We start from the raw sequence: 26,530 nt of genomic DNA, 5'->3' as shown, positions 1-26,530 counted from the left end.
CATTGTGACCGGACCTATTACTGCGCCAGCGTTCCTTGCCACGATCGATCAGCCGGACCGGTTTCGGCGCTCGAGGGATGTTGGCGCACGTCTGGTCTGACCCCGGCGCGCTATCATCCGTCCCACGAGAATTCGGCGTAGCCGAGCCGTCTCACGCGCCGTAGCGGACATTAAGGAAGCCCTTTGAGGGCGCCGAAGCCGATCGCGCCGTCGCCGCGCCTTTGAACGTAAGGTGCGTATCGTCGAAATGGATGTCTGGGACAACGATTTCCTCGATCTCGTCGAAGAGGCGAACGCCTCTTCAATGCGTTTGCAAATACGCTGACTGACAGCATAGCCGCTGTGCCGGGTGGTGCGCCTGTAAATCACCGAACTACGGCCGCTGGTGATCTGAGCCAATGCAGCGAAACTGAAACACTGCGTCTTCCATTCCGTCGTCGACCTGCAGGCGGTCATGAGTGAGCACAATCACGATCCGCGGCCATTCGTCTGGAAAACCGACCCCGATGAGATCGTTGCAGCAGCATCAAGCGCTGGCGACTAGAACAGACGGCTGGCGGGGGGCACGCGATCAGTGCGGCTGATTCGCCTACGAGGCCGGTCGAGACTGGTTCTGGCTAGCGCGACGGCTGACGCGGGCGGCATCGAAACCTAAGCTGGTTGGCCGGCGAGAGGCGCCATTGCTCGACCCCGGAAAGCGAGCTTGCACACGACGACACACGGGATCGAGCGGTGAGCGCGGCGGTCGCGTCGATAGACGCGGCTATTCAACGGGATGGAGCTACTTGTCCATCCACGTCTTCAGACCGACCCTGACAACAAGATTTGCGTATGGAGAACATTCTGTAGGTTCGGCTCACTTGAGGGTAGGTGCCGGACGCGAGAAGCACGCATACGAGATCGTTTGCGTCGATAATTTCTTCGAGAAGATCGTCCCGCGCACCGCCGGCGAAGCCTAGGAGGATGCAGCCCGACGCTGTGAGGAATTCAGGGCCTTCCGATAGGAATCGGCTGAGTAATCTATAACCCGGATCGATGGCGCCTCGTTCGAGATTGTCCTTGTACTCGTAATTGTCCGGCGCAAAAGTCGACGGATAATTCCAAAAAATATAATCGAATTCTCGATCGGGGGGAATATCGCTAAAAATGTCGCTTTCGATGACCTCGATATTCTGGATGCCGTTTCTTGCAGCATTCTCTAGCGTATTCGTCACCGCCTTCGGATCGATATCACAAGCAAGCAAGGATAGCGCACCGATTTTCGCGAGGTACAGTCCTGGGAGGCCGAAGCCGCAGCCGATCTCCAGGATGCTTTTCCCGACGACAGGAGGAAAATTCTCAGTAAGCCAACGCCAAGCCTGGAATTCTTGTGGTGAAAAGACCCCTCGGTTTACAGTCAACTCCAGTCCAAACTCTCGGATATACGCCGGAAAAGAGCGCTGTTGACTGTGTTTTAGTCTCGTCTTGATCTGGTCAATTTCCGTCATATCTCTGCTCCCTGACAATAGACGTCATAAATTTTGCGAGCGGTTGACGACGACGTGAGTCGGCGTCGAAGAAACATCCGTCATGCCATGCTTTCCTTAGGGCAGTCTGATGGAATAAAAATGCTAGGTCAACAATCACACCGAGAATGTTTTGTGATACTACTTTCATATAGCTAGCATCTTTTGCGCATAAATACTTATTGAACAGGCATAGCTATCCGGCTGTTGAAAAGTGGTTCGCAGCGAGGCGGCTTGGCCGGGAGATGCGTCATGAGCCCGTTGCAGGCTGCGCTCGACGAGTATCTGGCCATGCGTAGCGCCCTCGGGCACGAGCTCCGTCTGGCCGGACACCTGTTGCAGCAGCGCGCAGCCCGCCGAGTGGGCGCGCCGCTTGGGGATCGCGCGTCGTTTTGCAGAGTACTGCGCCGCGCTGGACCCACGCAACACCGTGCCGTCTCGGGGGCTGCTTCCCGATCGGTATCAACGTCGCCGCCTTACATTTGTCGCGACGAGAAGATCGCTAGCTTACTCGAGGCGGCGCGGCGACTGCCCTCTGTAACCGGGTTACGGCCTCACACCTATTCCACGCTTTTCGGCTTATATGCCGGTTACCGGCATGTCGTGCAGCGAACCGCTGAAGCTCGATCGCGATGACGTGGACTTGGCGAAGGCGTGCTGACCGTCCGCGGCACGAAGTTCGGCAAGTCGCGCTACGTGCCGCTGCACGCCTCCGCTGGATGTGCTCTGCAAGATTACGCAACACGCCGAGATGATTTGTGCTGCAACCCCGACAGTTCAAGCTCTTTTGTTTCCGAGACCGGCGCCCGCCTGACCCATGGAGCGTCCGATGGACCTTCGTCAAACTGTCTCACCAGATCGGTTTGCGCGGCGCCGGCGACCGCCGGGGGTCACGGCTGCATGATCTTCGTCATCGCATGGCCGTAAATACCCTCCCGTTGCAACTCACTCATCCACAGTCCATCTTTACCAAATCGCGACCACCTGACTCTTCATCCTGATCATCGCGCTTCCCACTCAAATTATCGCGCCATATCTCAGGCCTCACGGTAATCTGAAGTCACGTCGGCGTGGCCGGCCGGCCAGATCGACCCTAGGAGTTGACCCGGCCGCCGCAGATCGCAGTCGACGTGCCGGCATCTCAGGAAAAGGCACTGACCAAGGCCAGGCGCCGGATCAGGGAATTGGAGCAGAAAGTCGGCCAACAGCAGCTCAATCTCGATTTTTTCGAGAAGCCCTGCTGCACTTCGAGGAAGATCATCGTCGGAGCAGCGCTCCTGGCAAAACGGGATCTTCAAAGTCATCGAGATGACGACCGACCTTGTCGCAAAGCGAAATCAACATCGACAGAATGTGCTGGCTCGCTGGTGTTAGCCGCGCGAGTTATTAGTCGGCCGTGAACAATGGGAGGGATCAGGTTTTGAGTTCTTTCGGCTGATTTTGAGAGGCGGCGAGGAGAAGCCACAAAAGAGCCTTCAGCCACCTGAGCAGGAGGGAGAAGTTATAGCCGGCTGCGGCCAGGATGGCGTTGATCGCATCGGCTTGGGTGTGAGCAAGGTAATTGCAGCCACCCTGAACTGTGGCACTCCGGTGCGTTGTGGCCCCGATAGCCGGCGTCGGCGCGCGGCTGATCTCGTTGCCAATGGTCTTTTCCGTCAGGGATCATCGCTGCGAGCGTGTGGCCGTCATAGGGGTTGCCGGCAGCGCTTTTGCATGCAGGGCAAACTGCCACCGTTTGAGCGCTTCAGCGTGGTGGCCACCGACACCTTCACCCCGAATTCGTACGGCACATGCGCCTTGCCCTTGCCGATGCATTCCACCTCGTGCGCATGCAGGCTGTAGATTTTGCGGCCGCGCTGGCGCTGACGCTGCTCGAGAACGGTGGAGGACTGGTAGAGCGACCCTTTGAAGAGCGCGTCCAGTTCCGCATCGCCGGCGATCTGGCGGGAGATGTCGCGGACGGTCCGGCCGAGATAGGTCTTGAGCCTGCGCAGCGCCTTGTTGGCCCGCTTGAACTGCTTGGCGTGCGCATAGCGCTGGTGCTTGATCAGCGCCAGCTTGCCGACCCGCACATAGGTCTGGCGCAGGTCGAGCCGCGTCTTCTTCGCCAGCCGCACCAGCCGTTCGCGGGCCCGGTGGATGAGCTTGGCGTCGGTCGGGAACAGCACGTTCTTCGGCTGCACGGTCGTGTCCACGATCACTTGGCGCGTGTCGGTCGGCTTCATCGCCCCCGTCTTGACCGAAATGCTGAGGTTTTCCTGCAAAAGCGCGACGATCCTCCTCGCCCATGCGGCTGCGCCAGTGCGTCATGGACGAGCGGTCGAAGGGCAGTGCGTGGCGGAAGAACTCCTCGCCCCACAGATACTGGAAGTAGGATTTTCCACCCAGCGCTCGCACAGCACCTCGTCTGACAGGTTGAAGGTGTGCTTGAGGATGGCGAGCCCCGCCATCAGCCGGGTCGGCAGCGGCGGCATGCCGGGACCGTCCGAATAGACCCCACCGAAACGCGCCTCCAGCACCGGCCAGTCGATCGCCTGCGCCAGGCGCACCAGCTCGTGCTTCATGTTGATGATCTGATCGAGCCTGGTCTCGCGCTTCTCGCGTGGCCTGGACACTGCCGTTCCCCTCGAATTCGCCCGCCGACCGAGTGAATCACGCTCCGCAGCACAAAGGGAAAATCGAATTGCAAGAAACAGTGCCCGCAAATCCTGCAACTCAAAAGCCGACCTCCGCCCTAATCAGCATGCCAGATCAATGGTTTGCGGATAGTTCACCTTCGACTTATTACCGTCACTGGCTAGATTCGGCCCCTCGTCGGGCCGAAACAGGTTTGCGCGATCTTATTCAAAGGATGGCTCTCGGGCACGCGCACTACGGCTATCGCCGGATCGCAGCGATGTTGCGGCGGGAGGATGGCAAGTCAACCATACATGCATTCTACGGGTCATGCGTGAAGACAATCTGCTGTGCCTGTGCGCAAGGCCCTTTGTTCCTGTGACGACGAACTCCAGGCATAGTTGGCAAGTCGTGCCGAACCTTGCCAGGGGAATGATCCTCAATGGCGTCAATCAGCTATGGATTGCCGACATCACGTTCCTGCATCTGGCTGAGGAGTTTGCTTTCCTTGCCGTTGTGCTTGACGTTTAGCCGCAAGGTGGTCGGATGGGCGTTGGATACGCATCTCAGAGCAACGCTTGTCATCGAGGCTCTCGAGATGGCCATCACTGATCGCCAGCCCGAACCCGGGAGCCTTGCGCATCTCTCCGACCGCGGAGCTTAACATGCCTGCGGGGTCTACTCCGAACTTCTGCATCTTCACGGTTTCCAGGCGAGCATGAGCTGTGTTGGCAATCCTTACGATAACGCGAAGGCGGAGAGCTTCATGAAAACCCTGAAGCAGGAAGAGGTGCAAGGTCTCGCCTATAAGGATGCAGATGATGCCCGCAAGCGCATCGGCGCTTTCATCGACACCCTTTACAACACGCAGCGCCGGCATTCGGCGCTCGACTATCTCACCCGGAAGAATACGAACAGAAGCATTCACGCAGACGAGAGATGGAAAAGGCCGCATAGCCTTAACACGGGAAACTGTCCGCGATTTTCTGTGTCTCAGTCTTGGGGTGCACTCCAATGCCGTCCGCGATTTAGCGGAACGACTGTCCCGTTTTGCGAAATTCGCGTATTTCGCCGATCCGCATTGGGATCAAGTGTCCAAGAATAGTCTGATGAAATCAGCCGTCTGCGGCAATTGCGTGGTCCCGTTCATTGAAGTATCGCAAGAAGGTAGCCCCTCCGCGAACAATGTCGCGTTCAATTGCTTTGCGGGCTGCCCTTTTATTTCTAGAACGAAACGCATCCAAGAGACAATCGTGCTCCTCTCCCCCAACATACTCGTCATGGGATTGCTCATAGTAAACATTCAACATCGGGCCCATGGATACCCAAAGGCTCTCGATCTGAGCGATAATCATATCCAGTTGACACAATCTATAAACACCAAAGTGAAACTCTCGATTGATGACGCGTGTTTGTTCCACGTCTCCCGACGTCTCACTTAGCACGAACTTGCGATGTACTTTTTCCAGGCCTGCGATGTCAGCGTCAGTGACGTGCTCGGCCGCCAATTCGGCAGCCAAACCCTCCAGCGCAATTCGCATTAGTCGAACTTGCCAGTAACGCGACCGCGTCAATTCAGGAACGGCCACAAAACGGCCAGAGCGTACCTCAAACGCCTGCTCACTAACCAGTCTGAGGCACGCTTCGCGCACAGGAGTTATGCTCGTTCCAAACTGTTGAGCAAGGTCTTGCATGAGCAATCTTTGGCCTGGTCGAAAATTGCCCGCAATTAGCGCCTCTCTTAGCGCGAGATATGTTCTGGACGAAAGACTGCCAAGTTCAACCAGCTGCATATGCCACTCGCCACCTCAAAATCTTCTCATTGTCGTTCTTCAGTAGACAAAACTCGTCGTGTATATTGGGAGTAATAGCCCATGAGCGGTTGCGGAACCGTAACCTCGGATATCGTCCCACGTCGTCGTGAACGCATCCGGACTCCAGGCGACAGCGGGTAGAGCACGGCTTCGGATTTTGGCCAATAGGTAGGTGGCGTCCCAAAAGAAAGACAGGTCGGCTGGGAAGACGCACGAGAAGGGATTGGTGACCTCTTGTACGATCAGGTGTCGGGACGATCAGCAACTTGCCGTCGCTCGCCATCCAATTCGATCCTGTTAATCGGATGGTCGAAGTCCTTGCGCACATAAATGTCTCGTTGGTAGGGTGGCCAGCGTGCGAAAGCCAGTTCGCCACGTTGCATCAACCCGCGGCATGATCGAAATGAAAATGTGACTGGACCACATGCGAAATTTGGTCGCGATTCTTACCGATGGTAGCAAGGCGTGAAACCAGCCAATCCGTTGCAGAGATACGCATGTCGAAAGCCTCTGACACAGGTCTTAAGCGTGTGCCAGGGTCGGTGATATTGGGCCCGGTGTCAAACAAGACATTGTCGTGTGGACGGCTCACAACATATGAAGTATTGGTTCTCAAGGGATAAACTGTTGCGCAGCCGGAATAGTCTCCACCACAGTAAAAAGGGTATATTCTTGCCTCCGGCGACTGTTGTGCTCGCTGGTTGTTCCTAATTACAATCTGTCGCCCCTGGATCTGTCGCCCCTTCGGCGAAGCGGCGGATTTTTTTCGCTAACGGTCATAAGCCGCCCTTCTGGCATGTCTCATAACTTATATCATATGTCAAGTAGGTCAAGGCAGTGATCGCCAGATTGGTTGACGTTCTCGACTTGGGTGCCCGTCGGCAGCGAGTGATATCCGCATGCGATTTAAATACGATCGCATAGCATAGCTTGCGTCCAGAGACGCGTGTACTCTCTGCATCCCGGGCCGAGAGCAATATTGAACAATCGGATCGAGCAGGACGATCGGCGCATTAAGCGCCGTGTCCGAACGCTCGGCTTCAAATCCCTAGCAACCGTCGGCATTACCTGTCCGGCATTGAAATGGTTTACATTGCGTAAGCGACAGGCGAACTACGCCTTCAATCCGAATCCATCCCTAGCGGAACAGTTCGCCATCCTCGCCACCTGACCAGAAGCGCAAACAATCCTCCCTGTGTCCCAATTCAGCGGTTGCAACAAGTTTCTTGCCCTTGCTGCTGGAGCTGCTGTGACCCGCAAATGGCAGGAGAGCAATATCGCGCTCGGCTATCATGCTCCTCAAGTTCGTGTAGGCTCAGATTATAGGTCAGATACCAGCGCACGCAAGGATCACAGATTGATCCAGCTGGCGTCCCTTGAACATCGCAACCCTTTCGAAAAAGTCGACGTAGGTAACCAAAAAGTCGCAATACATCCTGTCGGTCTTACAGTAGATAGGAAATCAGCTGTCCGGGAAAGCCCAGCGTGACCCACAGGCGGCCGGCATGAACACAGCAATTGGTCGGATCGCTGCCTAGACCGGTGTCGATCATCTGGACCAATCCTCCGGCGGCATCGAGGATGGCGATACGGTCGCCGTCGCTACCGGTGAGGTAGAGCCTGTCCTCATGGAAGACCATGCCATCGGGGTTGAAGCGATCATCGAGGCGGCACCATTCCTCCATCGGTCCGACGCGGTCGCCGAGCCAAGGAAGACGCAGCACGCGATGCTCCATGGTGATGCCGACGAGCAGCGAGCCGTCGGGATGGAAGACCAAGCCATTGGGAAGGCCGGTCAGGGCCGCGAGATGGCGGACGGTGCCGTCCACTGCGGCAACGAGGAGCTGACCGCCATGATAGACGGCGGCATCGATACCCAGAACATCCCAGTTCTGAGGGTCGGTGAAGACAAGTTCGCCCTGAGGTGAAAAGATCAGATCGTTGGGTCGAGACGGCTTCGCGCCTGGCAGGTCCGTGGCGAAATCGGCCAAGACGCCATTCGGCCCGAGCCGCTGGATGCGCCCGGTAATCTGTGGGTCACAAAAGTTCAATTGCTCCAGGGTAAGTGGCGCGATGCCACCATTGTTGGCGATGTAGAGCATGCCATCCGGGCCAAGCCGCATGCCGTTAGGCGCGCCGGAGACAATGGCGAGTTCGCGCAACTCGCCATCGCGCCAAGCGCGTATCTTTGCGTCCAAGAGGTCGACGAAGGCGATGGAGCCGTCGGGCAGGGCCACCGGACCTTCCGGAAAGCCCAGGCCGGTCACATGAATTTCAGCCTTCCATCGCATCGAAATCCCCTTCTCGGTTCAAGCACGCATCGTGTTTTTTTGAAGGAGTACCAAGCCGATCCGTGCCCCGACGCCGCCGGTCTCTCGGGGCGAAGCGACAGGCGACAAGGCCCGCACCATCTTCGACCTGCCGCAACGGCGGCACGGCCTGTCGACACACATCGCGCTCCAGATTGCAGCGCGGATGAAATCGGAACCGCCCTGGTAACCAGCCTTGTCCCGCAATACGGCGATCCGCTCCGCGTCGGGTCGTAAGGCGATGTCTGAGGCGTGTGGTTTGGGCATTGAGCGTAGCTGTCAAGATCATCCCACTCGCTGAGCTTGTAAGTTATAAGATATTCATTCCTTACGCAATCGCCGAGGGGAGAATTGATGAAGAACGAAGCGCGCATGCTGGACATAGCCAGGCACTTCCCTTCCCAGAAGGATCCACGCCGGCATGAGGATCAGGGCCGTTGACGATAGTCGCCAGCCAGGGCGAGACATCGTGCACGAGGTCTTGTTACATCGAGGGAATGGGCGGACTGTGGTGTGTCTCGCTTGAGTTCAGCGACAACCAGCTGGCCCACGCGGCCGACCGCCAGATGCGCCAGCTGGCTGTCTATCACACCCTTCAACATGGTAAGCCCACCATCGAACTCGTCGACAGATCGCAGCGCTGGCGCCGTTCGAGAATGCGCGATCTTTCGGCTCGGAACTCAATGGCACGACGCTTAAGCTCGCCTGGAATTACCACCGGCTCGCGGGCGTCATCAGCAGGTTCGGCGCTCTCCACGGCAGTGCAGTCATGGGCGCCGGGTTGAGCAGCCTGCCACAGACCCACAAGTCGTGCAATCTCCCGCCGCTCTCCGTCATCTCCGCAGCGCGGCCGGTCCACTATTTTGAAAGCTTTCGAATGAAAATGAAACGGAAACGGACTCTAGGCCACCCGCTTGGCACGGGAGCTTGAGTTGCCAATCTTTACGGAAGGTCCTGACACCATTGCTTCGATAATCGCCGACCCCGCCATGGGCGCAGGCGGCGTGCTCGTGCCCCTGCAAGATTGTCATCCAGGCAGTCCTGCGCAAGCAGGATATCCTCATGCTGTCCTGCGAAGTGGTCTGTGGATTTGGAGGCACCGAAAACTGCTTCAGCAGCCAGACACTCGACATGTACCCGGACTTCCTTTCGATCGCGAAGAGGCTGTCATCCGGCTATTTGCCCATCGGCGGCGTCATTATTGCGGATAAGGTCAACCGATACTTCGCCGAATGAGGCGCACAGGGCGGAGGTCTTCGGCTATGGTTTTACTTCTTCCGTCATCCAGTGACGGCTGTCGTCTCGGCAGAGGGGAATCAGGATTTACCGCGAGATCGATCTTGTGAGCCGAGCCGGGTCCGAATAATGGTGTGTTACCCGACGCGCTCCGCCATGGAGGTGTGCGGCTGCAAATCGTGGCGGCGCAAGTGATCGCGACGCCATTGGTGAACTCGCTCCAGGAGGGCGATTTCGCACGCTACTCGCTCGATCCCGTGATCCCGCTTCCGTCCGGCGCTTCGCAGACCGATCCGCGGCCCATTACAGAGGAACTGAGGAACCAGTGGCCGGCAGGGTTCAACCTCCCTGGGCGCGGCGCAAGGTGACCTGACGCGCCCACGGCCTCGGCTGGTCCGAAACGCTGCCCACCGCAGCGTCGGCACCGGACGTGCCAGCCATGAGATTGATCTCATCGGCTAAAAATATCAATGGCCTGCATTTAGGAGCGCGCTGCGCCCGGATGGAGACAATCTCGCCGCGCTGCCGGGCGAAAAGGAGGCCGGCCTTGGGCGTTTGCGAGCGCACCGAGGCGGCTGGCCGTCGCCACAAACAAATGGTTTTAAAAATTGACTTCCGGAGAAACTAGCAACGAGCTTCTCCTTGCGTTGCGGAAAAATAAATTATAAGTCATCATTCATCATTTATGAACGATCGCTGGCTGGTGCTCCGCATGGTCCGCGGTGACCTGTGAGGTAATTCCGATGAATAACGTTGACGTGATAGTAGTAGGTGGTGGTCTTTCAGGCCTCTATTCGGCGATAAAGCTTCAAGAGAGCGGTGTGAAAACGGTCGTTCTCGAAGCCCGGGATCGGGTTGGAGGCATGACATACTCGCCATACAGTGAAGTGCTTCGACAGAGGATCGACCTTGGCGGGCAATGGGTCGGAGATCTTCATAAGCGCATGTACGGCCTTATCCATCGGTATAAAGCCCCGATCGTAAAGCAGTTTACGGGCGGAGCGCGAGTGCGGATTCACGGCAAACAGACCTTCACCGGACCGATGGGCACAGTTCCAGGGTTGAACGCTACTGAAGTAGAGGAGCAGAAAAGCGGTCTTGTCACTCTGGAGAGGGCTCTGGAAAGCATTCCCACGGATTACTGGCAAGGTGATATCGCATACAATTTCGACTCGCAGACGTTCTCCTCTTGGGTGGACAGCAAATTTCATACGCAGTCAGTGCGGGGCCTCCTCAAGCGGATGACGAGTTCTTATTACGGTGCGGCCGCGAACGAAATCTCCGCGCTCGACGCATTGAACAAGTTCAAGGCTTGTGGTGGTCCAACGTTCCAGGCGGGCGTGGGAGAGGGTGCCCAGGAGGAGCATCTAGTTGGGGCCGCATATATATCCGAACGGATGGCGGAAGAGATCGGAAATGTCGTTCTGTCCGCTGACGTTCGCGAAATAAAATGGTCTGACAAGCGCGTGGAAGTGCGAACTTCCAAAGGTGAATGGGGGGCACGATTTCTCGTCTGCGCTATGTCACCGACCATGATATCGCAGGTTCAATTTTATCCAGTGCTGCCAGCGATACGTAGGCAGTTCCATCAGAGATTTCCAATTGGGCAATATACTAAGGTCGCTTTAACCTACCCGAAACAGTTCTGGCGAGACCGCCAGTTGAGCGGAAACGTAATTTGCATGGACGGGTCGATAGGATCGGTTTACGATTTGGGGAGTGAGTCCTCAGATTATCCCGTATTGGCGGCGTTATTTGGCGGAGTGGCAGGAAAAGGCATATCTCAACTATCGAATGACGAACGCAAATCTCGCGTGTTAAACATAATTTCTCAAGCGCTAGGTAATGACGCGGCGAAGCCGATCGATTATCAAGAACAAATCTGGGCAGAAGACGCGTGGGCTGCCGGTGCTAGCTGTTCATTTACCACGCCGGGTGCAATTACCGCGATTGGCTATAGGGTTTTCGCTCCAACAGGCCCGATATATTGGGCCGGGACGCAAGCCGCGAGACAATTCCCAGGGTATATGGAAGGCGCGCTTGTGGCTGGCGAGGCTGCAGCGCTCGGAGTGATGCAGTCCGCTTCAGGTGGGCGGCAATCGTAGCCTTCAAACAGCTCTGGGTCTTTTGGCCCCATTGTGATCCGTAAGCCCGCGCGTCTGCGCGGTGCAGCGATTGCCGCCTAAAACTCCGAGACTCGGAAGTGGTATAAAAATCGGCCGGCATTCATAAGTCTCTTGTCATAAGTTATAAATTATGCGATTTTGTTAGATGCAGCGTGCTGCGAGAAAAATATGCGACGAAAGTCGCGACACCATTGATCTTCACACGAGTCGTGGCAGGGTCCGATGTCCACCCAACCTGTTTCTGTAGTCACGGGAGGCACCAAGGGTATTGGTGCGGCATGCGTACGTGTGTTATCTCGAGATGGTTTTCAGGTGCTCTTTACCGGAACCGACAAAGATGCCGGGACGAAGCTTCAGGACGATGTTGCCGGCAGTGTCTTTCTGCTTAATGATGTAACCAAGCTAGGTTTCGAGAAGGAAGTGATCTCTGCCGCGGAGGATTTGGGCGGAGGCAGCATCGCCTTGCTGGTCAATAACGCAGGCCAAGCAAAGCGCCTTCCGTTCGAACAATGCTCACTGGAAATCTGGGATCAGATGATGAACGTCAATGGCCGCGCGGTTTTCGCGGTCACCCGGCAGGCGCTTGGGTCTTTGAAAAAGGCCCAAGGTTCAGTCGTCACCATAGCTTCGATCGCGGGGTTTGTGGGAGAGGAAGAGCTCTCGGCATACAGCGCATCAAAAGCCGCGCTCATAGCTCTGACGCAGTCTTGGGCCATAGAACTGGGAGGTCATATCAGATTCAACTGCGTGTGCCCTGGACAGGTTGCAACCCGAATGATGCGGCGGGTCACCGACAGTGCCGATCTGGTGAAGCGATCTAAGGCGCGAGTGCCGGTAGGCCGGATCGGTGATCCGAGCGAGATTGCCGAAGTCGTAGCATTTCTTGGGTCGCCAAGGGCGAGCTTCGTCAATGGGGCAGTCGTCGTGGTCGACGGTGGTGAGACGGCGGGGATTAGTGTGCTCGAAGGCGCGGATGTCGCGACATTGACTGATCGAACCAGGAAGGCCTGACCGTCCATGACAAAGTTCAGATCGCACTGGTTGCGCAAGGCCCTTGCGCGCGAAGGTAACCCGACCCCATTGCCGGCCCTAAAAGGGCTTGTGGATGCCGACACCGCGGTCGCGGCTGGTGGATTTACCGGCTTATGGACGGTGATTCACCTTAAGCAACGCAGTCCATCTACCGATGTAGTTTTTGCTGGAAAAACACATCCGCGGATCCGGGGCCGGTGGGCGTAACGGCGGATTCATAATGAATTGGTGGTCGAAGTACTATTCGCTTATGAAGCAGTTCCTCCCGAAGGCTGCCCTTGGCATATGCAAGCTTTCCGCTTCGGCCGTGGGTTCGATAACCGATTTCTGCCAGTCAAATAACATCGACGCCGATATTCGAAACGGCGGCTGGCTTTGGGTTGCTGGTAACTCAGCCCAGGCCGGTGCGTGGGGTTTAACCCTGTCGTCTATCGCTTCCGCCGGCATGCATCCCTTCCAGCGCATGGGAAGAGGTGAGATCGCCGAGTTAATAGGCTCAGAGGGCCTTCGCTTCTGGGGTGTTCGATTCAAGTATCTGCACAGTCCAACCGGCACTTCTAGCTCGCGGGTTGCGTAAGAGGACATTGGAATTGGGGGGGGGCTCATTGGCAGAATTGCGAGGCTTGATCCGACTAGCTTTGTCGATCGATGAGGGTTCTTAGGCAAGCACAACAGCAAATTCAATCCGTTGCGTAAGATCAAAAATGGGAGAAACAAATGATCACACGTAGAGACGTAATGAGGCTTGGAGCGGCAGTCGCTGTACTGCCATTCGTGAATGTGTTGGCGTCCGCAAAGACGCCAGACGGTGTTGTCGTCATGGCGAAGGCCATTGATGACATCACAACCGGATTTGATCCGGCGGAAGTGTTCGATTTCAGCAACAATGAAGTATGTGGAAATATATATCAGTCTCTGTGTACTGTTGATCCGGCCGATTCGACCAAGATTATTGGCGACCTCGCGGAACGGTGGGAAGTGTCAGCTGATGGCACGGAGTATACATTTTACTTGCAAAAAGATGCCAAATTTCCGAGTGGCAACCCAGTTGTGGCAGAAGACGTCGCTTACAGCTTGCGTCGCGCCGTCAAAATGGGTCTGGGGCAGAGCCAATATATCGCACAATTTGGATTCACTGCAGACAATGTTGACCAAAGAATTCGTACCGATGGACCAGACCGGGTTGTGCTCACACTGGCACAGCTGTGGTCATCTACGCTCGTCTTGGCTTGCCTCTCCACCAATGCTGGCGGCGTGGTGGAAAAGGCGGCTGTCGAAGCCAATACGGCAGGATCAGACTTCGGAAACAAGTGGCTGCGAACCAACTCAGCTGGATCTGGTCCGTATCAGCTGAAGGAGTGGGAGGCCGCCGACCGGGTTATCTTGACCGCAAATCCAAATGCGCGGGTTCATCCTAGCGTTTCGCGCTTCATCGTCAGGCACGTGGCAGAGTCACCCACGCAGTTGCTATTGGTGAAAAAGAGAGACGTCGATGTGGCGCGAAACCTGGGCGCCGACGAACTGAGGTCCATCAACTCCGACGCTGATATCAGCAAGGCGACGGCAAGCGTCTTTACCCAGTTTTATATTGCAATGAACGGCAGCACGGATCAGCTGAAGAGTCAGAAAATCACCCAGGCGATCAAATGGGCGATCGATTATGAATCCATCGCCAACAACATCACACCTGGTCTGTGGGACAACTGGCAATCCTTCTTGCCGAAAGGGTCTGCCGGAGCTGTGACGGATAACCCGTTCCGCCGCGATCTGGACCGTGCCAAAGCCCTTATGAAGGAGGCTGGACTAGAAGGTGGGTTCGAGGTGACACTGGATCACTATGCAACCTGGCCCGCTCCAAACATCGCGCAGGTTCTGCAAGCGAATTTGGCTGAAATTGGCATTACAGTGAGACTGCTCGCTGGCGAACTCGGTCAGGTTTCCACCAAAATGCGCAGTCGTCAGCACCAGCTGGCCCTGGCGTATTGGGGCGCCGACTATGTTGATCCCAACATGAACTCCCAAGCTTTCTGCCTCAACGTGGACGATTCAGACGGCAGTGCTACCAAGTATCCGGCTTGGCGATGCCACTACAGCGACGAGGAAATGAACAAATCGGTAAGTGCCGCGGTTCGCGAACTTGATCTCGAAAAACGCCTAGGAATCTATCGGGCGATCCAGACACGTTTCTTTGAAACGGCCCCGTTCGCATTCCTGTTGCAACAGAGAGACGTCGCCGCAATGGCGAAGGGAGTGAGCGGGTACGACATCGGGCCTCTTGTCAACGTAAACAGATACGCTGGCATCACAAAGTCATGAACCTGATTGCCTGCGAGGGTAGAAGGGGGCGGAACTTTTCCGTATGATTGTACAGAACCTTCGCAAGATCGCAGCCGAGAGCGCCGCCGTGTTGGCGACGCTTCTCGGTCTTGTTCTGGTGACCTTTCTAATTGGGAGGGTGATGCCGGTTGACCCGGTGCTGGCAATTGTCGGGGACAAGGCGCCTGCTAGCGTTGTTGCCAAAGTTCGTCTGGAACTCGGGTTGGATCAACCTCTGCTAAGCCAGTTCGGTTTTTACCTGGAAAGGCTCCTGAAAGGCGATCTAGGTGTATCGACGATGACTGGGCAGCCAGTCCTTGCCGACATGCTGAAGTACTTGCCCGCCACGTTGGAATTAGCCACCACAGCAATGATTATTGCTCTTGTTGTCGGCGTTCCGTTAGGTGTGTTTGCGGCTTACCGGCAGGGCTCGAGGTTCGACAACGTGGTGAGAGTCATCACGCTCGCTGGTCAGTCGACGCCGATATTCGTGATGGCGCTTGTGGGGCTGCTGATATTCTACGTTAAGCTTGATCTGGTACCTGGAATAGGCAGGCAAGGCCTTGATTTTCAGGGGTTTACAACGAGCAGAACCGGTTTGCTGCTGGTCGACACTCTTTTGGACGGCCAAGCGGATGCCTTCTTCGATGCGCTAAGGCACCTGGCTTTGCCAGCGCTGCTGTTAGCCTACGCTAGCATGTCGGTGATATCGCGCATGACCCGCGCCTTCATGATCGAGGCGCTGTCTGGAGAATTCATCGTAACGGCTCGCGCCAAAGGCCTTACGAGGTCCAGTATTCTTTGGGGGCATGCCTTCCCCACCGTAGTCGGCAGGCTGCTTTCAACAATCGCCTTGACTTATGGCGGGCTGTTGGAAGGTGCGGTTCTGACCGAGACAATCTTCAGTTGGCCAGGCCTCGGTCAGTATCTCACGCGCTCGCTTTTGAATGGGGACTTGAACGCGGTGCTGGGCACAACGACGCTGATCGGGGTGATCTACATCTTGCTGAATATTCTTTCGGATGTCGGCCAGTATTTGTTCGATCCGCGCGTTAGCCGTGCAAAGTGATAAGAGTCGGTGAAATGTGGACTGTTTCTCGTCGAGATACGCTTTACGACTGGCTTCTAGCTGATATGCCGGTGACTACTCGTCAGGCAGCGGCTGGGCAGCTTTATCGCCGGTGGCTGCAGTTCCGCCAGAACCATCTTGCTACCGCGGGACTTGCGATCGTTGTAGTTCTAGTTCTTGTGGCGATTGCAGCACCCGCTTTGGCAACTTATCCGCCAGGGGCTCAGGATTTGGCCAACAGACTTGCGCCGCCTTCAGCTGCGCACTGGCTTGGAACCGATGAGTTGGGTCGAGATCTGTATAGCCGTGTTATCTACGGCAGCCGAGCGACACTGGGTATCGTGCTCGCTGTCGTAATGCTCGTAGCCCCGGTTGGATTGGCCGTCGGAACGGTGGCGGGTTACTATGGCGGACTTCTCGACACGATCCTGATGCGTGTCACCGACGTCTTTCTTTCGTTTCCCCGATTGGTTTTGGCTTTGGCCTTTGTGGCGGCGATGCAGCCAGGCATGGCGAGCGCCATTCTTGCGATCGCGCTCACCGCTTGGCCGCCATACGCACGATTAGCCCGATCTGAAACGCTGACGCTAAGGCATGCAGATTACATAGAGGCCGTTCGCCTAACCGGGGCGTTCTCGGGCCGTATTATCCTGAGACACATCGTGCCTCTCTGTGTGTCTTCTCTCATTGTGCGGGTCGCGTTGGACATGAGCGGCATTATTTTGACAACGGCGGGGCTTGGATTCCTCGGTATGGGCGCTCAGCCGCCTTCGCCTGAATGGGGAACCATGATTGCGATGTCTCGTGGCTTCATTCTGGAGCAATGGTGGGTGCCAACCATTCCAGGCATGGCCATCTTGATCGCTTCGCTTGCTTTCAATCTGCTGGGCGACGGTTTGCGTGACGTGCTAGACCCGAGGCAGGAGTAGTGTATGCAAGTTGAAATTCAGAACCTCCGGGTGGCGTTTCCTTCTCCACGTGGGGTAACGCGGGCAGTCAAGGGCGTCTCCTTCAAGTTGGGAGCCGAGAAAGTGGCAATCGTGGGCGAGAGCGGATCGGGGAAGTCAATCACGGCCCGATCTATTCTGAAGCTTCTGCCCAAGAACGCGATAATGGAAGCGAACAAGCTCAGCTTTGATGGAATTGACATCATAACTGCCAATGAGGCCGTTATGCGGAGTATTCGTGGGAGAAGGGCTGGGTTGATCATGCAAGATCCGAAGTACAGCCTGAACCCGGTTATCAACGTCGGTAAGCAAATCGCTGAGGCATGGCGCCAGCATCGAGGTGGAGGCAAGCGTGAGGCATTCAGCGAGGCCATTAGATTGCTGGAGCAGGTGAATATCAGGGATCCGAAACGCGTAGCTGGCTCCTACGCGCATGAGTTGTCTGGAGGAATGGGGCAGCGCGTGATGATTGCTATGATGCTAGCTCCCGACCCTGAGTTATTGATCGCAGACGAGCCTACCAGCGCATTGGATGGGATGGTGCAGTCGGAAATTCTCCGATTAATTGACGGGCTACTGGAGCAAAGATCGATGGGTCTATTGCTCATAAGTCACGACCTCCCGCTGGTTTCCCGTTTCTGTGACAGGGTGCTTGTGATGTACGCTGGTCGGATCGTAGAGGAATGCCGCGCAAAAGACCTACACAAGGCGGAGCACCCTTACACGCAGGGGCTCTTGAAATGCCTCCCGTCTCTAGTCAGCCCCGTTGGTAGGCTCCAGACCTTGCGTCGCGACGAAGCCTGGGCAATGCAATGATCGCTGTTAATGGGCTTGTCATCCGTTTCGGCAGCTTTGAGGCCGTAAGAGGGGTTAGCTTTGACGTCGCAGCCGGCGGTTCATATGGGCTAGTTGGAGAAAGCGGATCCGGTAAGTCCAGTATTCTCAGAACCTTGGCCGGAATCCGCTCGGATTGGAACGGCTCTGTCAGCGTCAACGGAGTCTGTCTCGCCAGGCAGCCCACAAAAGACTATTTCCGGAAAGTCCAAATGGTATTTCAGGATCCTTTTGGCTCCCTTCATCCAAGACAGACAATAGAAAGAATACTGAAGGAGCCTTTATTCGTCCATGGTTTTTCTAATATAAGTGCAAGAGTAGAGAAAATAATGGATGAGGTATCGCTCCCCAAAAATATTCGATATAGATATCCACACCAGCTCTCAGGCGGCCAGAGACAGAGAGTTGCTATCGCTCGGGCATTGGTAAGTGAGCCGGATATACTATTGCTTGATGAGCCTACATCTGCTCTGGATGTATCGATACAGGCGGATATTCTTAATCTCCTAAAGGATTTGCGAGTTTCAAGAGAACTGACATATATATTGGTCGGCCACAATCTCGCGGTAGTAGCTCACTTGTGTGAGAATATTGCTATTCTTAATAACGGTACGATGGTGGAAGAGGTTTCTTCAGAAGAACTGCGGCATGGTTGGATTCTGAATGAATATACGAGTAAGTTGCGCGAGTTTAGCGTCGAGTTGGTGCACTGAATTTGCCGGCTTTCTAGGGAAGGCAGAGCGAACTTAGGCGATGGAGGGAGAAGAATTTTGGTGGAAAGAGTGAGCACGGCTCCAAGGCATGTCCGGAATGATTTTTATCCCGGCCCGGACGTAGTGGCGATGCTGAAGGAGCGCGCGCGCTTCATCCGCCTGGAGACGGTTCGGCTGATCGAGATCGCCAAGACGGGGCACTACACCTCCGTCTTCTCCGCCGCCGAGATATTCGCGGCCCTCTACTACGACGTCATGCGGCTGCGCAAAGGCGATCCGTCCTGGGCGTCGCGGGACCGCTTCACGATCGGAAAGGGCCATGCCGCCGTGGGACTTTTCCCCATCTACGCGGACCTCGGTTTCTTCCCGAAGGAATGGCTCGACAACTACACCCGCCTCGGCAGCCCACTTGGCGATCACCCGGACATGCGGAAGGTGCCGGGCGTCGACTTCTCGTCCGGCTCGATCGGCCACGCGCTGTCCAATGGCTTGGGCATGGTGCTGGCGCAGCGCTGGACCGGCGAGGACTACAGGGTCTTCTGCATGATGGGCGACGGCGAGATGCAGGAGGGCCAGGTCTGGGAAGCGGCCCTCAACGCCGCCCAGCACAAGGCCCGCAACCTGATCGCCATCGTCGACCGCAACGGCTACCAGCTCGATGGCCGCGTGGACGACCTGATGAATATCGAGCCGCTGGACGAGAAATGGCGGGCCTTCGGATGGGAGGTGCATACGGTCGACGGCCACGACGTCGCGCGGGTCACCGAACTCCTGCGCCGGGTGCGGGCCGACGACGAGCGCACCAGGCCGTGCATGATCATTGCAAGGACCAGCAAGGGCAGGGGTGTTTCCTACATGGAGACCGAGCCTGGCTGGCACCTGGGTTATCTCGACCCTTCCGACGCCGAAAAGGCGATCGCCGAAATCAACGCGCTGGATGCCTGAGATGAACGGACCGCTCTCCCCCAATTCCTGGCAGTATCGCGGCCTGAACGCGGTCAACCCCGGGCTGGACCACCTATCGAACGGCCTCATCAACCTTGTGAAGGGCGGCCACAACGTGGTCGCCGGATCGGCGGATCTCCAGTATTCCAACGGCCTTAACCGCTTCGCTTCCGTGTATCCCGACCGCTATATCTCCTTCGGCATATCCGAGCAGAACATGGTCAGCACTGCCGCCGGCATTGCGACCTGCGGCGTGGTGCCCTTCGTCGCGACATTCGCCTCGTTCCTGGCGCTGCTCGCCTGCGAACAGATCAGGATGGATGTCGCCTATTGCGCCCAGCCCGTCCGCCTCATCGGCCATCACACCGGCATTTCGTTGGGGTTCTACGGCACGTCGCATCATGCCACGGAAGACATCGCCACGATGCGGTCGATCGCCGACCTCGCGGTCGTGTCCCCGGCGGATGGGCCGCAGCTGGAGGCGGTGATCCGCGCCTCCGCCGACTACGACCGGCCGATCTATTTCCGCATCGGCCGCGGCCGGGACCCGGTTGTTTATCATGACAGGCCGACATTCGTATTTGGCAAGGCGCACGAACAACTGCGCGGCGAGGAACTGACGATCCTGGCCTGCGGCATGGCCGTGCACGGCGCGATTGAGGCGGCGAGCGCGATGAACGCTGCCGGACGGTCCATCGGCGTCCTCGACATGGCCTCGATCAAGCCGATCGATCGCGAGGCTATCTTGGAAGCAGCGTCGCGAACCCGCAAGATGATGACCGTCGAGGAACACAACGTCCTGGGTGGTCTTGGCGCGGCGGTCGCCGAGGTGCTGACGGACGAAGGAATGGGCGTGAAGCTGAAGCGCCACGGCATTTATGACGAGTACAGCCTCATCGCCCCGCCGACTCATCTCTACGCACACTACAAGCTTGATGCAGCCGGCATCCGGAGCGTTGCCGAGCAATTTCTTCGAGGTTAGTTAGGAAATCTTAGCGTGGTTTCGATTTTCTGTAGTAGATTATACGGAACTGAATATCTCTCGCTTGAGACGGCATTCTAATTCAGCAGGTGGAACTAGGAAGCCGTTCGATAAGGACTTATATCGCTTGCGAAGAGCTTTGATGGACGGTATCTTCGACTAGGCGAACGACATATTATGCAGAATTTTGCTCAGCAACTCGGCACCGCTCGAGCTCAGATCTGGGAGGTTTGTAGCAGTGCCGACATGACCCGCGAGCGGTATTGGCACTTGAGACTTATGAGAGTTGCGCTAGAGGGCGCTTGCTGCAGGATTAGGGGCAGATAAAGCCAAATATCTTCAAGGTGTCACCTGCAATTGTTGGAAATTTAAGGCGCCTGAGATACATAAAACGACGAGAATCTCTAATAGAGAATTTCACTTTGGCGAATATCTATTGTTCCGTATGGATTTATGTAGAAGAAATTGATGTCATTTTGGTTTCAATTGGGACTATTAGGTATGGTTTTTTATCAGAAAGCTGCCCATGATTGAACCGAAGGAGGCGAGCACGATAGTTGCTTAATGCATTCTGCGCGAAAGATGGTATTCCCGTAAAAAAAGCAATCGAAAACGACAGCGGTGGAAGCAGCTTTCTGCGCTACTTCAATGAGACAGAAAATGGTAATTCGGGATTAGATGCGGAGAAGATATGTCAAAGCAGATGGATTGGCCGAAATGAAAGTGTTCAAGCTCAAGGATATCACCCCCAGTTTCTCACCGCGCGGGTCATCACTTCACCAATATTTTGGTGCGGAACAGGGCGCTAGCATGGCGAGCGGAATAACTGTGTTTATGGACGCTGAGATACATTGGAAGCTGTGGTATGATGAAATGCTTCTATGTCTATCTTTGGAGAAGAGCTTCGAGCTTGTTGTCGACGGAATTGCGCATGAGTTGGAGCCAGGTGATATGATGTGGCTTCCGGCTGGCACCGAACTCATCTATCGTAGCGTTGGTACTACCAAAGCGGTTTGGGCCGTCACTCCTCCGGATTGGGAAAAGCAGCGGCCGCAGGGCCAAGCCTGGCGCATTTAATCGGCCCCATAACCTGCAGCCTTGAAGATGTTTCGACACTGCTGGGGTTCAAACAGGTGGCAGATTACGCCGAGCGCGCCGCAGATGGCGTCTACGGACCGCGCCGCCCGTTTTCTCAACAATACCTTCAATTTTGAGTACGAATCGATCGGATTGAGATCGATCGAGTATGGCGGCAGGAAGAGGAGCCAGGCGCGCCGCATCGCCTGACGAGGTCTCTGGTTCGCGGGATTTTGTGGAAGGCGACGTTGTTGAGAATGACGACATCGCCCGGCGACAGTTCGGGAGCAAGTTGGGTTTTGACATAGGTCGTAACCGGCCGATTGTTACCGCGGAGCTTTTGCTTTGATGCGCTCGATGAGCTCTTGGCCGTCGACAAAGCTGTCGAGGAAGTTGTTCCATTCGTCGGTCGAACGACGAGCGTGGGCGTCCGATCGTACGCATACGACGAAGGCCGCATGATTGGGACACGCGCGTGCGCGCGGCGGGCTCTATGATGGCGATGCGTGAAGGTCAGGCGGCCTGCTGATCGGCGGCCTTGTCGGCTTCGCGCAGGCGCTTCCATTCCCAAGGCAGTAGTTCGTGCAGACGCGAAGCGGGAAGATCAGCAATGCGGGCCAGGACATCGGCGAGCCAGGCTTTTGGGTCGACGTCGTTGAGGCGTGCCGTGGTGATGAGGGTAAGCATAACGGCGGCGCGGTCGGCGCCGCGCTGGGAACCGGCGAAGGTCCAGTTGCGCCTTCCCAGAGCAATGCCACGCAGCGCTCTTTCGGCCGCGTTGTTGCTGAGTAAGCGCGAATTTCCCCGCACCTTTTGCTGTTGAGTGCTCTGATGCATGAGGTGTCCACCAAAATAGGTGGACACCTTGTGATGGAAGAAGATGAGCAGAAACTGCGGGTGAGGCTTGTCGGTCGGGACGGGCGACGCCGATACGACCCGGCATCGAAGGACCGTCTTGTCTCGGCCTGTCTTGAGCCTGGCGTGTCGGTATCGAGGCTTGCGCTCGAACATGGGGTCAATGCGAACCTTCTTCGGAAGTGGATAAAGAAGCGGGCGGAGACCCAGTCCCTCCCACAGCCCCCACCATCGGCGTTCATCCCGGTTCAGATTGAAAGCACTTCCGATCGGGCCTTGCTGCGACAGAGCAGCATGGCTGCGGTGGATTTGCCGGGGACTTGCGATGGGGCACGTAGGTCGGCATCGAAAAGGACAGCGCCTTTTTCCTCTCCAGCCAAGGTGAGCGCGTCGCTGCCGAACGGCGTGACGTTGACGCTGGAATGCGGTGATGTGGATGCGTTGACGGCGACCATCGGAGCACTGGGTCATGTTCAGACTGGGCGCTGACCTGAAAGTCTACCTGCACCGCGAGCCGATCGACTTCCGGGCCGGCATCAACAGCCTTGCGGTTCTGGTCCAAGAGACGATGGCGCTCGATCCGTTTGCTCCGGCGGTTTTTGCGTTCTGCAATCGCCGTCGCGACCGGATGAAGCTCCTGTTCTTCGATCGGTCGGGCTTTGTGCTGGTCCTGAAGCGGCTGACCGAGGACAAGTTCCGGTGGCCGCGCCGGGAGGCAGCGGTGGTCACGCTTACGACCGAGCCAATTGCACTGGATCCTCGACGGCATCGACATCGATGCGATGGTCCGCCATCCGGTGCGGCAATATCAGGTTGCGGGTTGAGGGCTCTCGAATTGAGCGGTTGACGCGGCGGCATGCTTTCGATTCAAGAATCTGATGAATCGACCCGGCGAACCGACTGTTGAAGCGTTGATGGCGCGTATTGCTGCGCTGCAGGCGCAGAACCGTCAACTCACCGAACGCGTCGTCAAACTCGAGGAAGAGCTGGCGCTTGCACGACTGCATCGTTTTGCGCCGCGCAGTGAAAAGCACATTGACCGCCTCTTCAATGAAGCCGAACAGGCCGCGGATGAGGACGCCGCCGACAACGAAGATGGCGGCGTCGTTGTCCTGCCGGACACGGGCTTGCCGGCGAGCGAAGGGGCGACGGGAAAGAAGCGCGGCCGCAAGGCCTTGCCGGAAAACCTGCCGCGCGAGCGCGTCGAGTATGACCTTCCCGACGATCAGAAGGCTTGTCCTTGCTGCCGTCACCAGATGCATCGCATGGGCGAGGCCGTTACCGAGCAACTTCATATCGAGGTGAAGGCGAAGGTCCTGCAGAATGTGCGGTTCAAATATGCTTGCCGTCATTGCGACCGTACCGGCATCAACACGCCGGTCGTGACCGCGCCGATGCCCGCGCAACCCTTGCCGGGCAGCATCGCCACGGCCTCGACGCTGGCCTTCGCGCTCGTTCACAAATACGTCGACGGCACACCGCTCTACCGCCTGGCGCAGGCCTTCGAGCGCGCGGGCGTTCCTGTCAGCCGTGGCGCTCTGGGTCACTGGATGATCGGCTCGAGCGAAAAGCATCTCGCCCGCATCTATGACGTGCTGAAGCTGCGGCTCAGATCGCAGCCCCTCATCCATGGCGACGAGACCACGGTCCAGGTGCTGAAGGAAATGGACAGAGAGGCCACCAGCACCTCGTACATGTGGGCATACCGGAGCGGCCACGACAGTGACGAGCCGATCGTGCTGCTCGATTATCAGCCGGGTCGCGGCCAGATACACCCGCAGACCTTCTTGGGCGATTACCGCGGCATCGTGATGAGTGACGGTTATTCCGCCTGGCGCACGCTGGAAGGGGCAACGCATCTTGGCTGCATGGCCCATTCCAGGCGGCGCTTCGTCGATGCCCTAAAGGCGAGGAAGAAAGGCGGCGGCCCGCCGGAACAGGCGCTCCGGTTCTTTGAACAGCTCTATCGGGTTGAAAGGCAGGCGCGGAACGAAATCCCCGATGACGGCGAAACGCGAGATCACTGCATTCGCCGCTTCCGCCAGCAACATAGTGTCCCGATCCTCCAGGCTCTCAAGGCATGGCTCGACGACATCGCCCCAAAAGTCTTGCCGGACAGCAAGCTCGGCGACGCCGTCTCCTACACCCTGAACCAATGGGGATATCTGACTCGTTACACCGAGGACGGCAGCATGCCGATCGACAACAATCTTCTCGAGCGTGACATCAGAATCTTTGCCACTGGCCGGAAAAGTTGGCTGTTCAGCGATACCGTCGACGGAGCCAGGGCCAGCGCCGTCATCTACAGCCTGATGTTGACCTGCCGCGCCTGTGGCGTCGAGACGTTAGCGTGGCTGCGCCACGTCCTCACTGAATTGCCTCAACGCAACGAGGACGCTGATATCTACGATCTGCTGCCCTTCAACTTCGCCAAAGTAACAGCAGCCTGATCAGACCAGATACCGTTCCCGATTCGAAGGCCATCCGTCGAAAGCCCCCGCGTCAACGTGCAGCGAAAATAGCGCTTACGTTGCTGAGGCAGATTCTGCCGTCGTCGATGAAGCGGGCGAAGTCGGCCCAGCGCCTGAGCATGTAATTGATTGGCTTCAGGACCTCGGAAGAGCGCGAGAGGGTATCGCGCTCGCGGAGCAACCAGGCGTGCATGTCGTCGAGAAGTGGTTTGCTCTTCTCCTGCCGCACGGCATACCGCTCGGCAGCGCTGCGGCCGTTGATGGCGCGCTCGATCTCGAACAGTGCGTCGAGGCGCCTGACCGCCTCCAGCGCGATCGGGGAGATCGGTTTGCCCTTCTTGCCATCCCGGGCCTTTTTCGCGATGTCGGCCAATTCGAAGAATCCTCGCCGCGCATGGGCGTAGCAAAAGGCCGGCGTGATCGGCTGCTCCTTCCGCTGCGGGTCGAACAGCGGCTCGAAGCCACTGTAACAGTCGCACTCAAGGATGCCGGCGAACCGGCCAGATGCTTCTGAGGACGCTGGCCGCGCCGGTCGCTCGAGGCGTAATAGATCGCCGCCGGCGGCGCAGGCCCGGCGAAGGGACGGTCGTCGCGCGTATAGGTCCATATGCGCCCGGTCGCGCACTTGCCCTTCGCCAGGATGCGAATGGTGGTGTCGTCGCCATGAAGGCGCTCGGCCGCGAGCACATGGCGCTCGATCAGCTGGAAGAGCGGCATGACGGCGAAGGTTCCGTGGCCGACCTGATCGGCCAGCGTCGACAGCGGCAGCTCGATCCCCTCGGCCTTGAAGCGCGCGCTCTGGCGGTTGAGTGGAGCATGCATGCCGAACTTGTCGAAGAGGATTGTCGCCAGCAGCTGCGGACCGATGAAGCCGCGCGGCGTGGCATGGAACGGCGCCGGCGGCTGGGTGATCTTCTCGCAGTCGCGGCAGGTAAACTTTTCGCGCACCGTTTCGATCAGCTTGAAGCGGCGCGGGATCTCCTCCAGCGTCTCGGTCACGTCCTCGCCCAGCTTGATATGCCTGCGGATCGAGGCTATTCATCTTGGCCTTCTCCATGGTCGTCATGGCACGTGCCAGGGTCTCCGCGCCGTATCCGACGGGACCTGATGATGCCTGGATTCTAGGGCATGAGGTAGAGGTCGCCTATCCGTTTCACCCGCTGTTCCGGCGGCCCGCGATCGTGATTGCCGATCAGTTCCACAACGGCAGTCGTCATTTGACCTGCGCTCAGGCGAGGACCCATCCTTCCTGGTACCCGCATGGATGATCGATCCAGCGGTCGCATCGGTCGAGCCCACTGACGTTCCGCGCCTTTCGGTTGCCCGACTTTTCGATCTTAGAGCGGGATGAATTGAGGCTGAATCGAAATGTTGAAATGTTGCGCGCGCACCCGAATTCCTTCGCCAATCGCTTCACTCCCCAGCCAAGCTCATGCAGCCGCAGCATCGCTGGCACCTCCTCAGGCTGAAGCATCTCCTCTCCCTGCATCGTTCTCGACGATGCAGGAATCGCCGAAATCCCAATCGTCATCCATGCCTCCTCTCATAACCGAGGGGGTCAGTTCTTCATTTCGTCAGGGCGCATTGCCTCAAGCAAAATGTTACCAATAGTGTCGCTGTTCCGAATGGGATGGTCAGGTGTTGTCATCCCGATTCGGAGGATGGATGGCAAGGCGGATCAGC

The 26,530-nt window shown here is 57.1% G+C and carries 21 protein-coding genes and 8 pseudogenes; 20 read left to right on the top strand and 9 right to left on the bottom strand.

Annotation, left to right across the window (positions count from 1 at the left end):
• Positions 1 to 10: 10 nt before the first annotated feature.
• A pseudogene (locus NKJ13_RS31680) lies at positions 11 to 114 on the top strand (transposase); the annotation flags it as partial.
• Between the two features lie 177 nt (positions 115 to 291).
• On the opposite strand, the pseudogene NKJ13_RS28580 reads toward NKJ13_RS31680, so the two are convergent.
• Positions 292 to 399 (bottom strand): annotated as a pseudogene (locus NKJ13_RS28580) (IS5/IS1182 family transposase); the annotation flags it as partial.
• Positions 400 to 406: 7 nt separating this feature from the next.
• On the opposite strand from NKJ13_RS28580, the pseudogene NKJ13_RS31675 reads away from it, so the two are divergent.
• Positions 407 to 544, top strand: a pseudogene (locus tag NKJ13_RS31675) (IS630 family transposase); the annotation flags it as partial.
• A 223-nt stretch (positions 545 to 767) separates the two neighbouring features.
• Here the strand turns inward: NKJ13_RS31675 and NKJ13_RS28575 are convergent.
• Both NKJ13_RS28575 and NKJ13_RS28570 read right to left on the bottom strand, forming a co-directional pair.
• Entirely contained in the window at positions 768 to 1,487 is a 720-nt protein-coding gene (locus NKJ13_RS28575; RefSeq protein ID WP_352779016.1) for a methyltransferase, read from the bottom strand.
• A gap of 1,431 nt (positions 1,488 to 2,918) precedes the next feature.
• A pseudogene (locus NKJ13_RS28570) lies at positions 2,919 to 4,120 on the bottom strand (IS5 family transposase).
• A gap of 331 nt (positions 4,121 to 4,451) precedes the next feature.
• Here NKJ13_RS28570 and NKJ13_RS28565 point away from each other — a divergent pair.
• Together NKJ13_RS28565 and NKJ13_RS28560 are read left to right on the top strand one after the other, a co-directional pair.
• Entirely contained in the window at positions 4,452 to 4,652 is a 201-nt protein-coding gene (locus tag NKJ13_RS28565) for a hypothetical protein (protein ID WP_352779014.1), read from the top strand.
• Positions 4,653 to 4,839: 187 nt separating this feature from the next.
• Positions 4,840 to 5,226 carry an integrase core domain-containing protein gene (locus NKJ13_RS28560; RefSeq protein WP_352779012.1) on the top strand — a complete coding sequence of 129 codons (387 nt, stop codon included), beginning with the start codon at positions 4,840 to 4,842 and terminating at the stop codon, positions 5,224 to 5,226.
• Between the two features lie 10 nt (positions 5,227 to 5,236).
• Here NKJ13_RS28560 and NKJ13_RS28555 read toward each other — a convergent pair whose 3' ends face one another.
• Both NKJ13_RS28555 and NKJ13_RS28550 read right to left on the bottom strand, forming a co-directional pair.
• A complete protein-coding gene (locus tag NKJ13_RS28555) occupies positions 5,237 to 5,914 on the bottom strand; it encodes a GntR family transcriptional regulator (protein ID WP_352779010.1) in 678 nt (225 codons plus the stop codon).
• Between the two features lie 403 nt (positions 5,915 to 6,317).
• Entirely contained in the window at positions 6,318 to 6,551 is a 234-nt protein-coding gene (locus NKJ13_RS28550) for an MBL fold metallo-hydrolase (RefSeq protein ID WP_352779008.1), read from the bottom strand.
• Positions 6,552 to 6,914: 363 nt separating this feature from the next.
• Here NKJ13_RS28550 and NKJ13_RS28545 point away from each other — a divergent pair.
• Positions 6,915 to 7,106, top strand: a pseudogene (locus NKJ13_RS28545) (IS6 family transposase); the annotation flags it as partial.
• A gap of 274 nt (positions 7,107 to 7,380) precedes the next feature.
• Here the strand turns inward: NKJ13_RS28545 and NKJ13_RS28540 are convergent.
• The gene (locus NKJ13_RS28540) at positions 7,381 to 8,226 is read right to left on the bottom strand and encodes an SMP-30/gluconolactonase/LRE family protein (RefSeq protein WP_352779006.1); all 846 of its coding nucleotides are present in this window, start codon (positions 8,224 to 8,226) and stop codon (positions 7,381 to 7,383) included.
• Positions 8,227 to 9,267: 1,041 nt separating this feature from the next.
• Here NKJ13_RS28540 and NKJ13_RS28535 point away from each other — a divergent pair.
• The 12 genes from NKJ13_RS28535 to NKJ13_RS28480 all read left to right on the top strand — a co-directional run bounded on the left by NKJ13_RS28535 (position 9,268) and on the right by NKJ13_RS28480 (position 21,521).
• A complete protein-coding gene (locus NKJ13_RS28535; RefSeq protein WP_352779069.1) occupies positions 9,268 to 9,480 on the top strand; it encodes an aminotransferase class III-fold pyridoxal phosphate-dependent enzyme in 213 nt (70 codons plus the stop codon).
• Between the two features lie 743 nt (positions 9,481 to 10,223).
• On the top strand, positions 10,224 to 11,585 hold the full coding sequence (locus tag NKJ13_RS28530; protein WP_352779004.1) for a flavin monoamine oxidase family protein: 1,362 nt from the start codon (positions 10,224 to 10,226) through the stop codon (positions 11,583 to 11,585).
• Between the two features lie 243 nt (positions 11,586 to 11,828).
• Entirely contained in the window at positions 11,829 to 12,617 is a 789-nt protein-coding gene (locus NKJ13_RS28525) for an SDR family NAD(P)-dependent oxidoreductase (protein ID WP_352779002.1), read from the top strand.
• 184 nt (positions 12,618 to 12,801) lie between these two features.
• Positions 12,802 to 13,215: an FAD-dependent oxidoreductase gene (locus NKJ13_RS28520; protein ID WP_352779000.1), complete on the top strand. Its 414-nt coding sequence runs from the start codon at positions 12,802 to 12,804 to the stop codon at positions 13,213 to 13,215.
• Between the two features lie 140 nt (positions 13,216 to 13,355).
• Positions 13,356 to 14,954, top strand: coding sequence for an ABC transporter substrate-binding protein (locus tag NKJ13_RS28515; protein WP_352778998.1), 1,599 nt, complete (start codon positions 13,356 to 13,358; stop codon positions 14,952 to 14,954).
• A gap of 46 nt (positions 14,955 to 15,000) precedes the next feature.
• Positions 15,001 to 16,023 carry an ABC transporter permease gene (locus tag NKJ13_RS28510; protein WP_352779067.1) on the top strand — a complete coding sequence of 341 codons (1,023 nt, stop codon included), beginning with the start codon at positions 15,001 to 15,003 and terminating at the stop codon, positions 16,021 to 16,023.
• A gap of 14 nt (positions 16,024 to 16,037) precedes the next feature.
• Positions 16,038 to 16,952: an ABC transporter permease gene (locus NKJ13_RS28505; RefSeq protein ID WP_352778996.1), complete on the top strand. Its 915-nt coding sequence runs from the start codon at positions 16,038 to 16,040 to the stop codon at positions 16,950 to 16,952.
• Positions 16,953 to 16,955: 3 nt separating this feature from the next.
• The gene (locus tag NKJ13_RS28500; RefSeq protein ID WP_352778994.1) at positions 16,956 to 17,786 is read left to right on the top strand and encodes an ABC transporter ATP-binding protein; all 831 of its coding nucleotides are present in this window, start codon (positions 16,956 to 16,958) and stop codon (positions 17,784 to 17,786) included.
• Positions 17,783 to 18,517, top strand: a complete 735-nt coding sequence (locus tag NKJ13_RS28495; protein WP_352778992.1) for an ABC transporter ATP-binding protein — start codon at positions 17,783 to 17,785, stop codon at positions 18,515 to 18,517. Before NKJ13_RS28500 ends, NKJ13_RS28495 begins: the two co-directional genes overlap by 4 nt.
• Positions 18,518 to 18,646: 129 nt before the next feature.
• Positions 18,647 to 19,462, top strand: a complete 816-nt coding sequence (locus tag NKJ13_RS28490; protein WP_352778990.1) for a transketolase — start codon at positions 18,647 to 18,649, stop codon at positions 19,460 to 19,462.
• Position 19,463: 1 nt separating this feature from the next.
• The gene (locus NKJ13_RS28485) at positions 19,464 to 20,444 is read left to right on the top strand and encodes a transketolase family protein (RefSeq protein ID WP_352778988.1); all 981 of its coding nucleotides are present in this window, start codon (positions 19,464 to 19,466) and stop codon (positions 20,442 to 20,444) included.
• A 717-nt stretch (positions 20,445 to 21,161) separates the two neighbouring features.
• Positions 21,162 to 21,521: a EutQ-related cupin domain-containing protein gene (locus tag NKJ13_RS28480; RefSeq protein ID WP_352778986.1), complete on the top strand. Its 360-nt coding sequence runs from the start codon at positions 21,162 to 21,164 to the stop codon at positions 21,519 to 21,521.
• Between the two features lie 513 nt (positions 21,522 to 22,034).
• Here the strand turns inward: NKJ13_RS28480 and NKJ13_RS28475 are convergent.
• A pseudogene (locus NKJ13_RS28475) lies at positions 22,035 to 22,310 on the bottom strand (transposase domain-containing protein); the annotation flags it as partial.
• Between the two features lie 81 nt (positions 22,311 to 22,391).
• Here NKJ13_RS28475 and tnpA point away from each other — a divergent pair.
• Genes tnpA through tnpC (NKJ13_RS28460) form a run of 3 tightly spaced genes read left to right on the top strand, consistent with a single transcriptional unit; the run spans position 22,392 to position 24,826 of the window.
• A complete protein-coding gene (gene tnpA / locus NKJ13_RS28470) occupies positions 22,392 to 22,865 on the top strand; it encodes an IS66-like element accessory protein TnpA (protein WP_352496699.1) in 474 nt (157 codons plus the stop codon).
• A complete protein-coding gene (tnpB, locus tag NKJ13_RS28465; protein WP_352778984.1) occupies positions 22,846 to 23,223 on the top strand; it encodes an IS66 family insertion sequence element accessory protein TnpB in 378 nt (125 codons plus the stop codon). The genes tnpA and tnpB overlap by 20 nt, the downstream gene beginning before the upstream one ends.
• 31 nt (positions 23,224 to 23,254) lie before the next feature.
• Complete coding sequence (gene tnpC, locus NKJ13_RS28460) at positions 23,255 to 24,826, top strand: IS66 family transposase (RefSeq protein WP_352778982.1); 1,572 nt, start codon at positions 23,255 to 23,257, stop codon at positions 24,824 to 24,826.
• A 55-nt stretch (positions 24,827 to 24,881) separates the two neighbouring features.
• On the opposite strand, the pseudogene tnpC (NKJ13_RS28455) reads toward tnpC (NKJ13_RS28460), so the two are convergent.
• Together tnpC (NKJ13_RS28455) and NKJ13_RS28450 are read right to left on the bottom strand one after the other, a co-directional pair.
• Positions 24,882 to 25,861, bottom strand: a pseudogene (gene tnpC, locus NKJ13_RS28455) (IS66 family transposase); the annotation flags it as partial.
• A gap of 354 nt (positions 25,862 to 26,215) precedes the next feature.
• Positions 26,216 to 26,378, bottom strand: a pseudogene (locus tag NKJ13_RS28450) (IS21 family transposase); the annotation flags it as partial.
• Positions 26,379 to 26,530 lie beyond the last annotated feature (152 nt).

This window comes from Mesorhizobium sp. M0174 (assembly GCF_040322275.1).
Lineage (GTDB): Bacteria > Pseudomonadota > Alphaproteobacteria > Rhizobiales > Rhizobiaceae > Mesorhizobium.
This window is presented reverse-complemented; position numbering and strand designations above follow the sequence as displayed.

What these genes read in the sequence shown, in the direction of transcription:
- NKJ13_RS28530 (WP_352779004.1), top strand. Translation starts at nt 10,224, where the DNA reads ATGAATAACGTTGACGTGATAGTAGTAGGTGGTGGTCTTTCAGGCCTC.
- NKJ13_RS28560 (WP_352779012.1), top strand. Translation starts at nt 4,840, where the DNA reads ATGAGCTGTGTTGGCAATCCTTACGATAACGCGAAGGCGGAGAGCTTC.
- NKJ13_RS28500 (WP_352778994.1), top strand. Translation starts at nt 16,956, where the DNA reads ATGCAAGTTGAAATTCAGAACCTCCGGGTGGCGTTTCCTTCTCCACGT.
- NKJ13_RS28485 (WP_352778988.1), top strand. Translation starts at nt 19,464, where the DNA reads ATGAACGGACCGCTCTCCCCCAATTCCTGGCAGTATCGCGGCCTGAAC.
- NKJ13_RS28575 (WP_352779016.1), bottom strand. Translation starts at nt 1,487, where the DNA reads ATGACGGAAATTGACCAGATCAAGACGAGACTAAAACACAGTCAACAG.
- NKJ13_RS28495 (WP_352778992.1), top strand. Translation starts at nt 17,783, where the DNA reads ATGATCGCTGTTAATGGGCTTGTCATCCGTTTCGGCAGCTTTGAGGCC.
- NKJ13_RS28525 (WP_352779002.1), top strand. Translation starts at nt 11,829, where the DNA reads ATGTCCACCCAACCTGTTTCTGTAGTCACGGGAGGCACCAAGGGTATT.
- NKJ13_RS28490 (WP_352778990.1), top strand. Translation starts at nt 18,647, where the DNA reads ATGCTGAAGGAGCGCGCGCGCTTCATCCGCCTGGAGACGGTTCGGCTG.
- NKJ13_RS28480 (WP_352778986.1), top strand. Translation starts at nt 21,162, where the DNA reads ATGAAAGTGTTCAAGCTCAAGGATATCACCCCCAGTTTCTCACCGCGC.
- NKJ13_RS28555 (WP_352779010.1), bottom strand. Translation starts at nt 5,914, where the DNA reads ATGCAGCTGGTTGAACTTGGCAGTCTTTCGTCCAGAACATATCTCGCG.
- NKJ13_RS28505 (WP_352778996.1), top strand. Translation starts at nt 16,038, where the DNA reads ATGTGGACTGTTTCTCGTCGAGATACGCTTTACGACTGGCTTCTAGCT.
- tnpA (WP_352496699.1), top strand. Translation starts at nt 22,392, where the DNA reads ATGGAAGAAGATGAGCAGAAACTGCGGGTGAGGCTTGTCGGTCGGGAC.
- tnpB (WP_352778984.1), top strand. Translation starts at nt 22,846, where the DNA reads ATGTTCAGACTGGGCGCTGACCTGAAAGTCTACCTGCACCGCGAGCCG.
- NKJ13_RS28540 (WP_352779006.1), bottom strand. Translation starts at nt 8,226, where the DNA reads ATGCGATGGAAGGCTGAAATTCATGTGACCGGCCTGGGCTTTCCGGAA.
- NKJ13_RS28515 (WP_352778998.1), top strand. Translation starts at nt 13,356, where the DNA reads ATGATCACACGTAGAGACGTAATGAGGCTTGGAGCGGCAGTCGCTGTA.
- tnpC (WP_352778982.1), top strand. Translation starts at nt 23,255, where the DNA reads ATGAATCGACCCGGCGAACCGACTGTTGAAGCGTTGATGGCGCGTATT.
- NKJ13_RS28565 (WP_352779014.1), top strand. Translation starts at nt 4,452, where the DNA reads ATGCGTGAAGACAATCTGCTGTGCCTGTGCGCAAGGCCCTTTGTTCCT.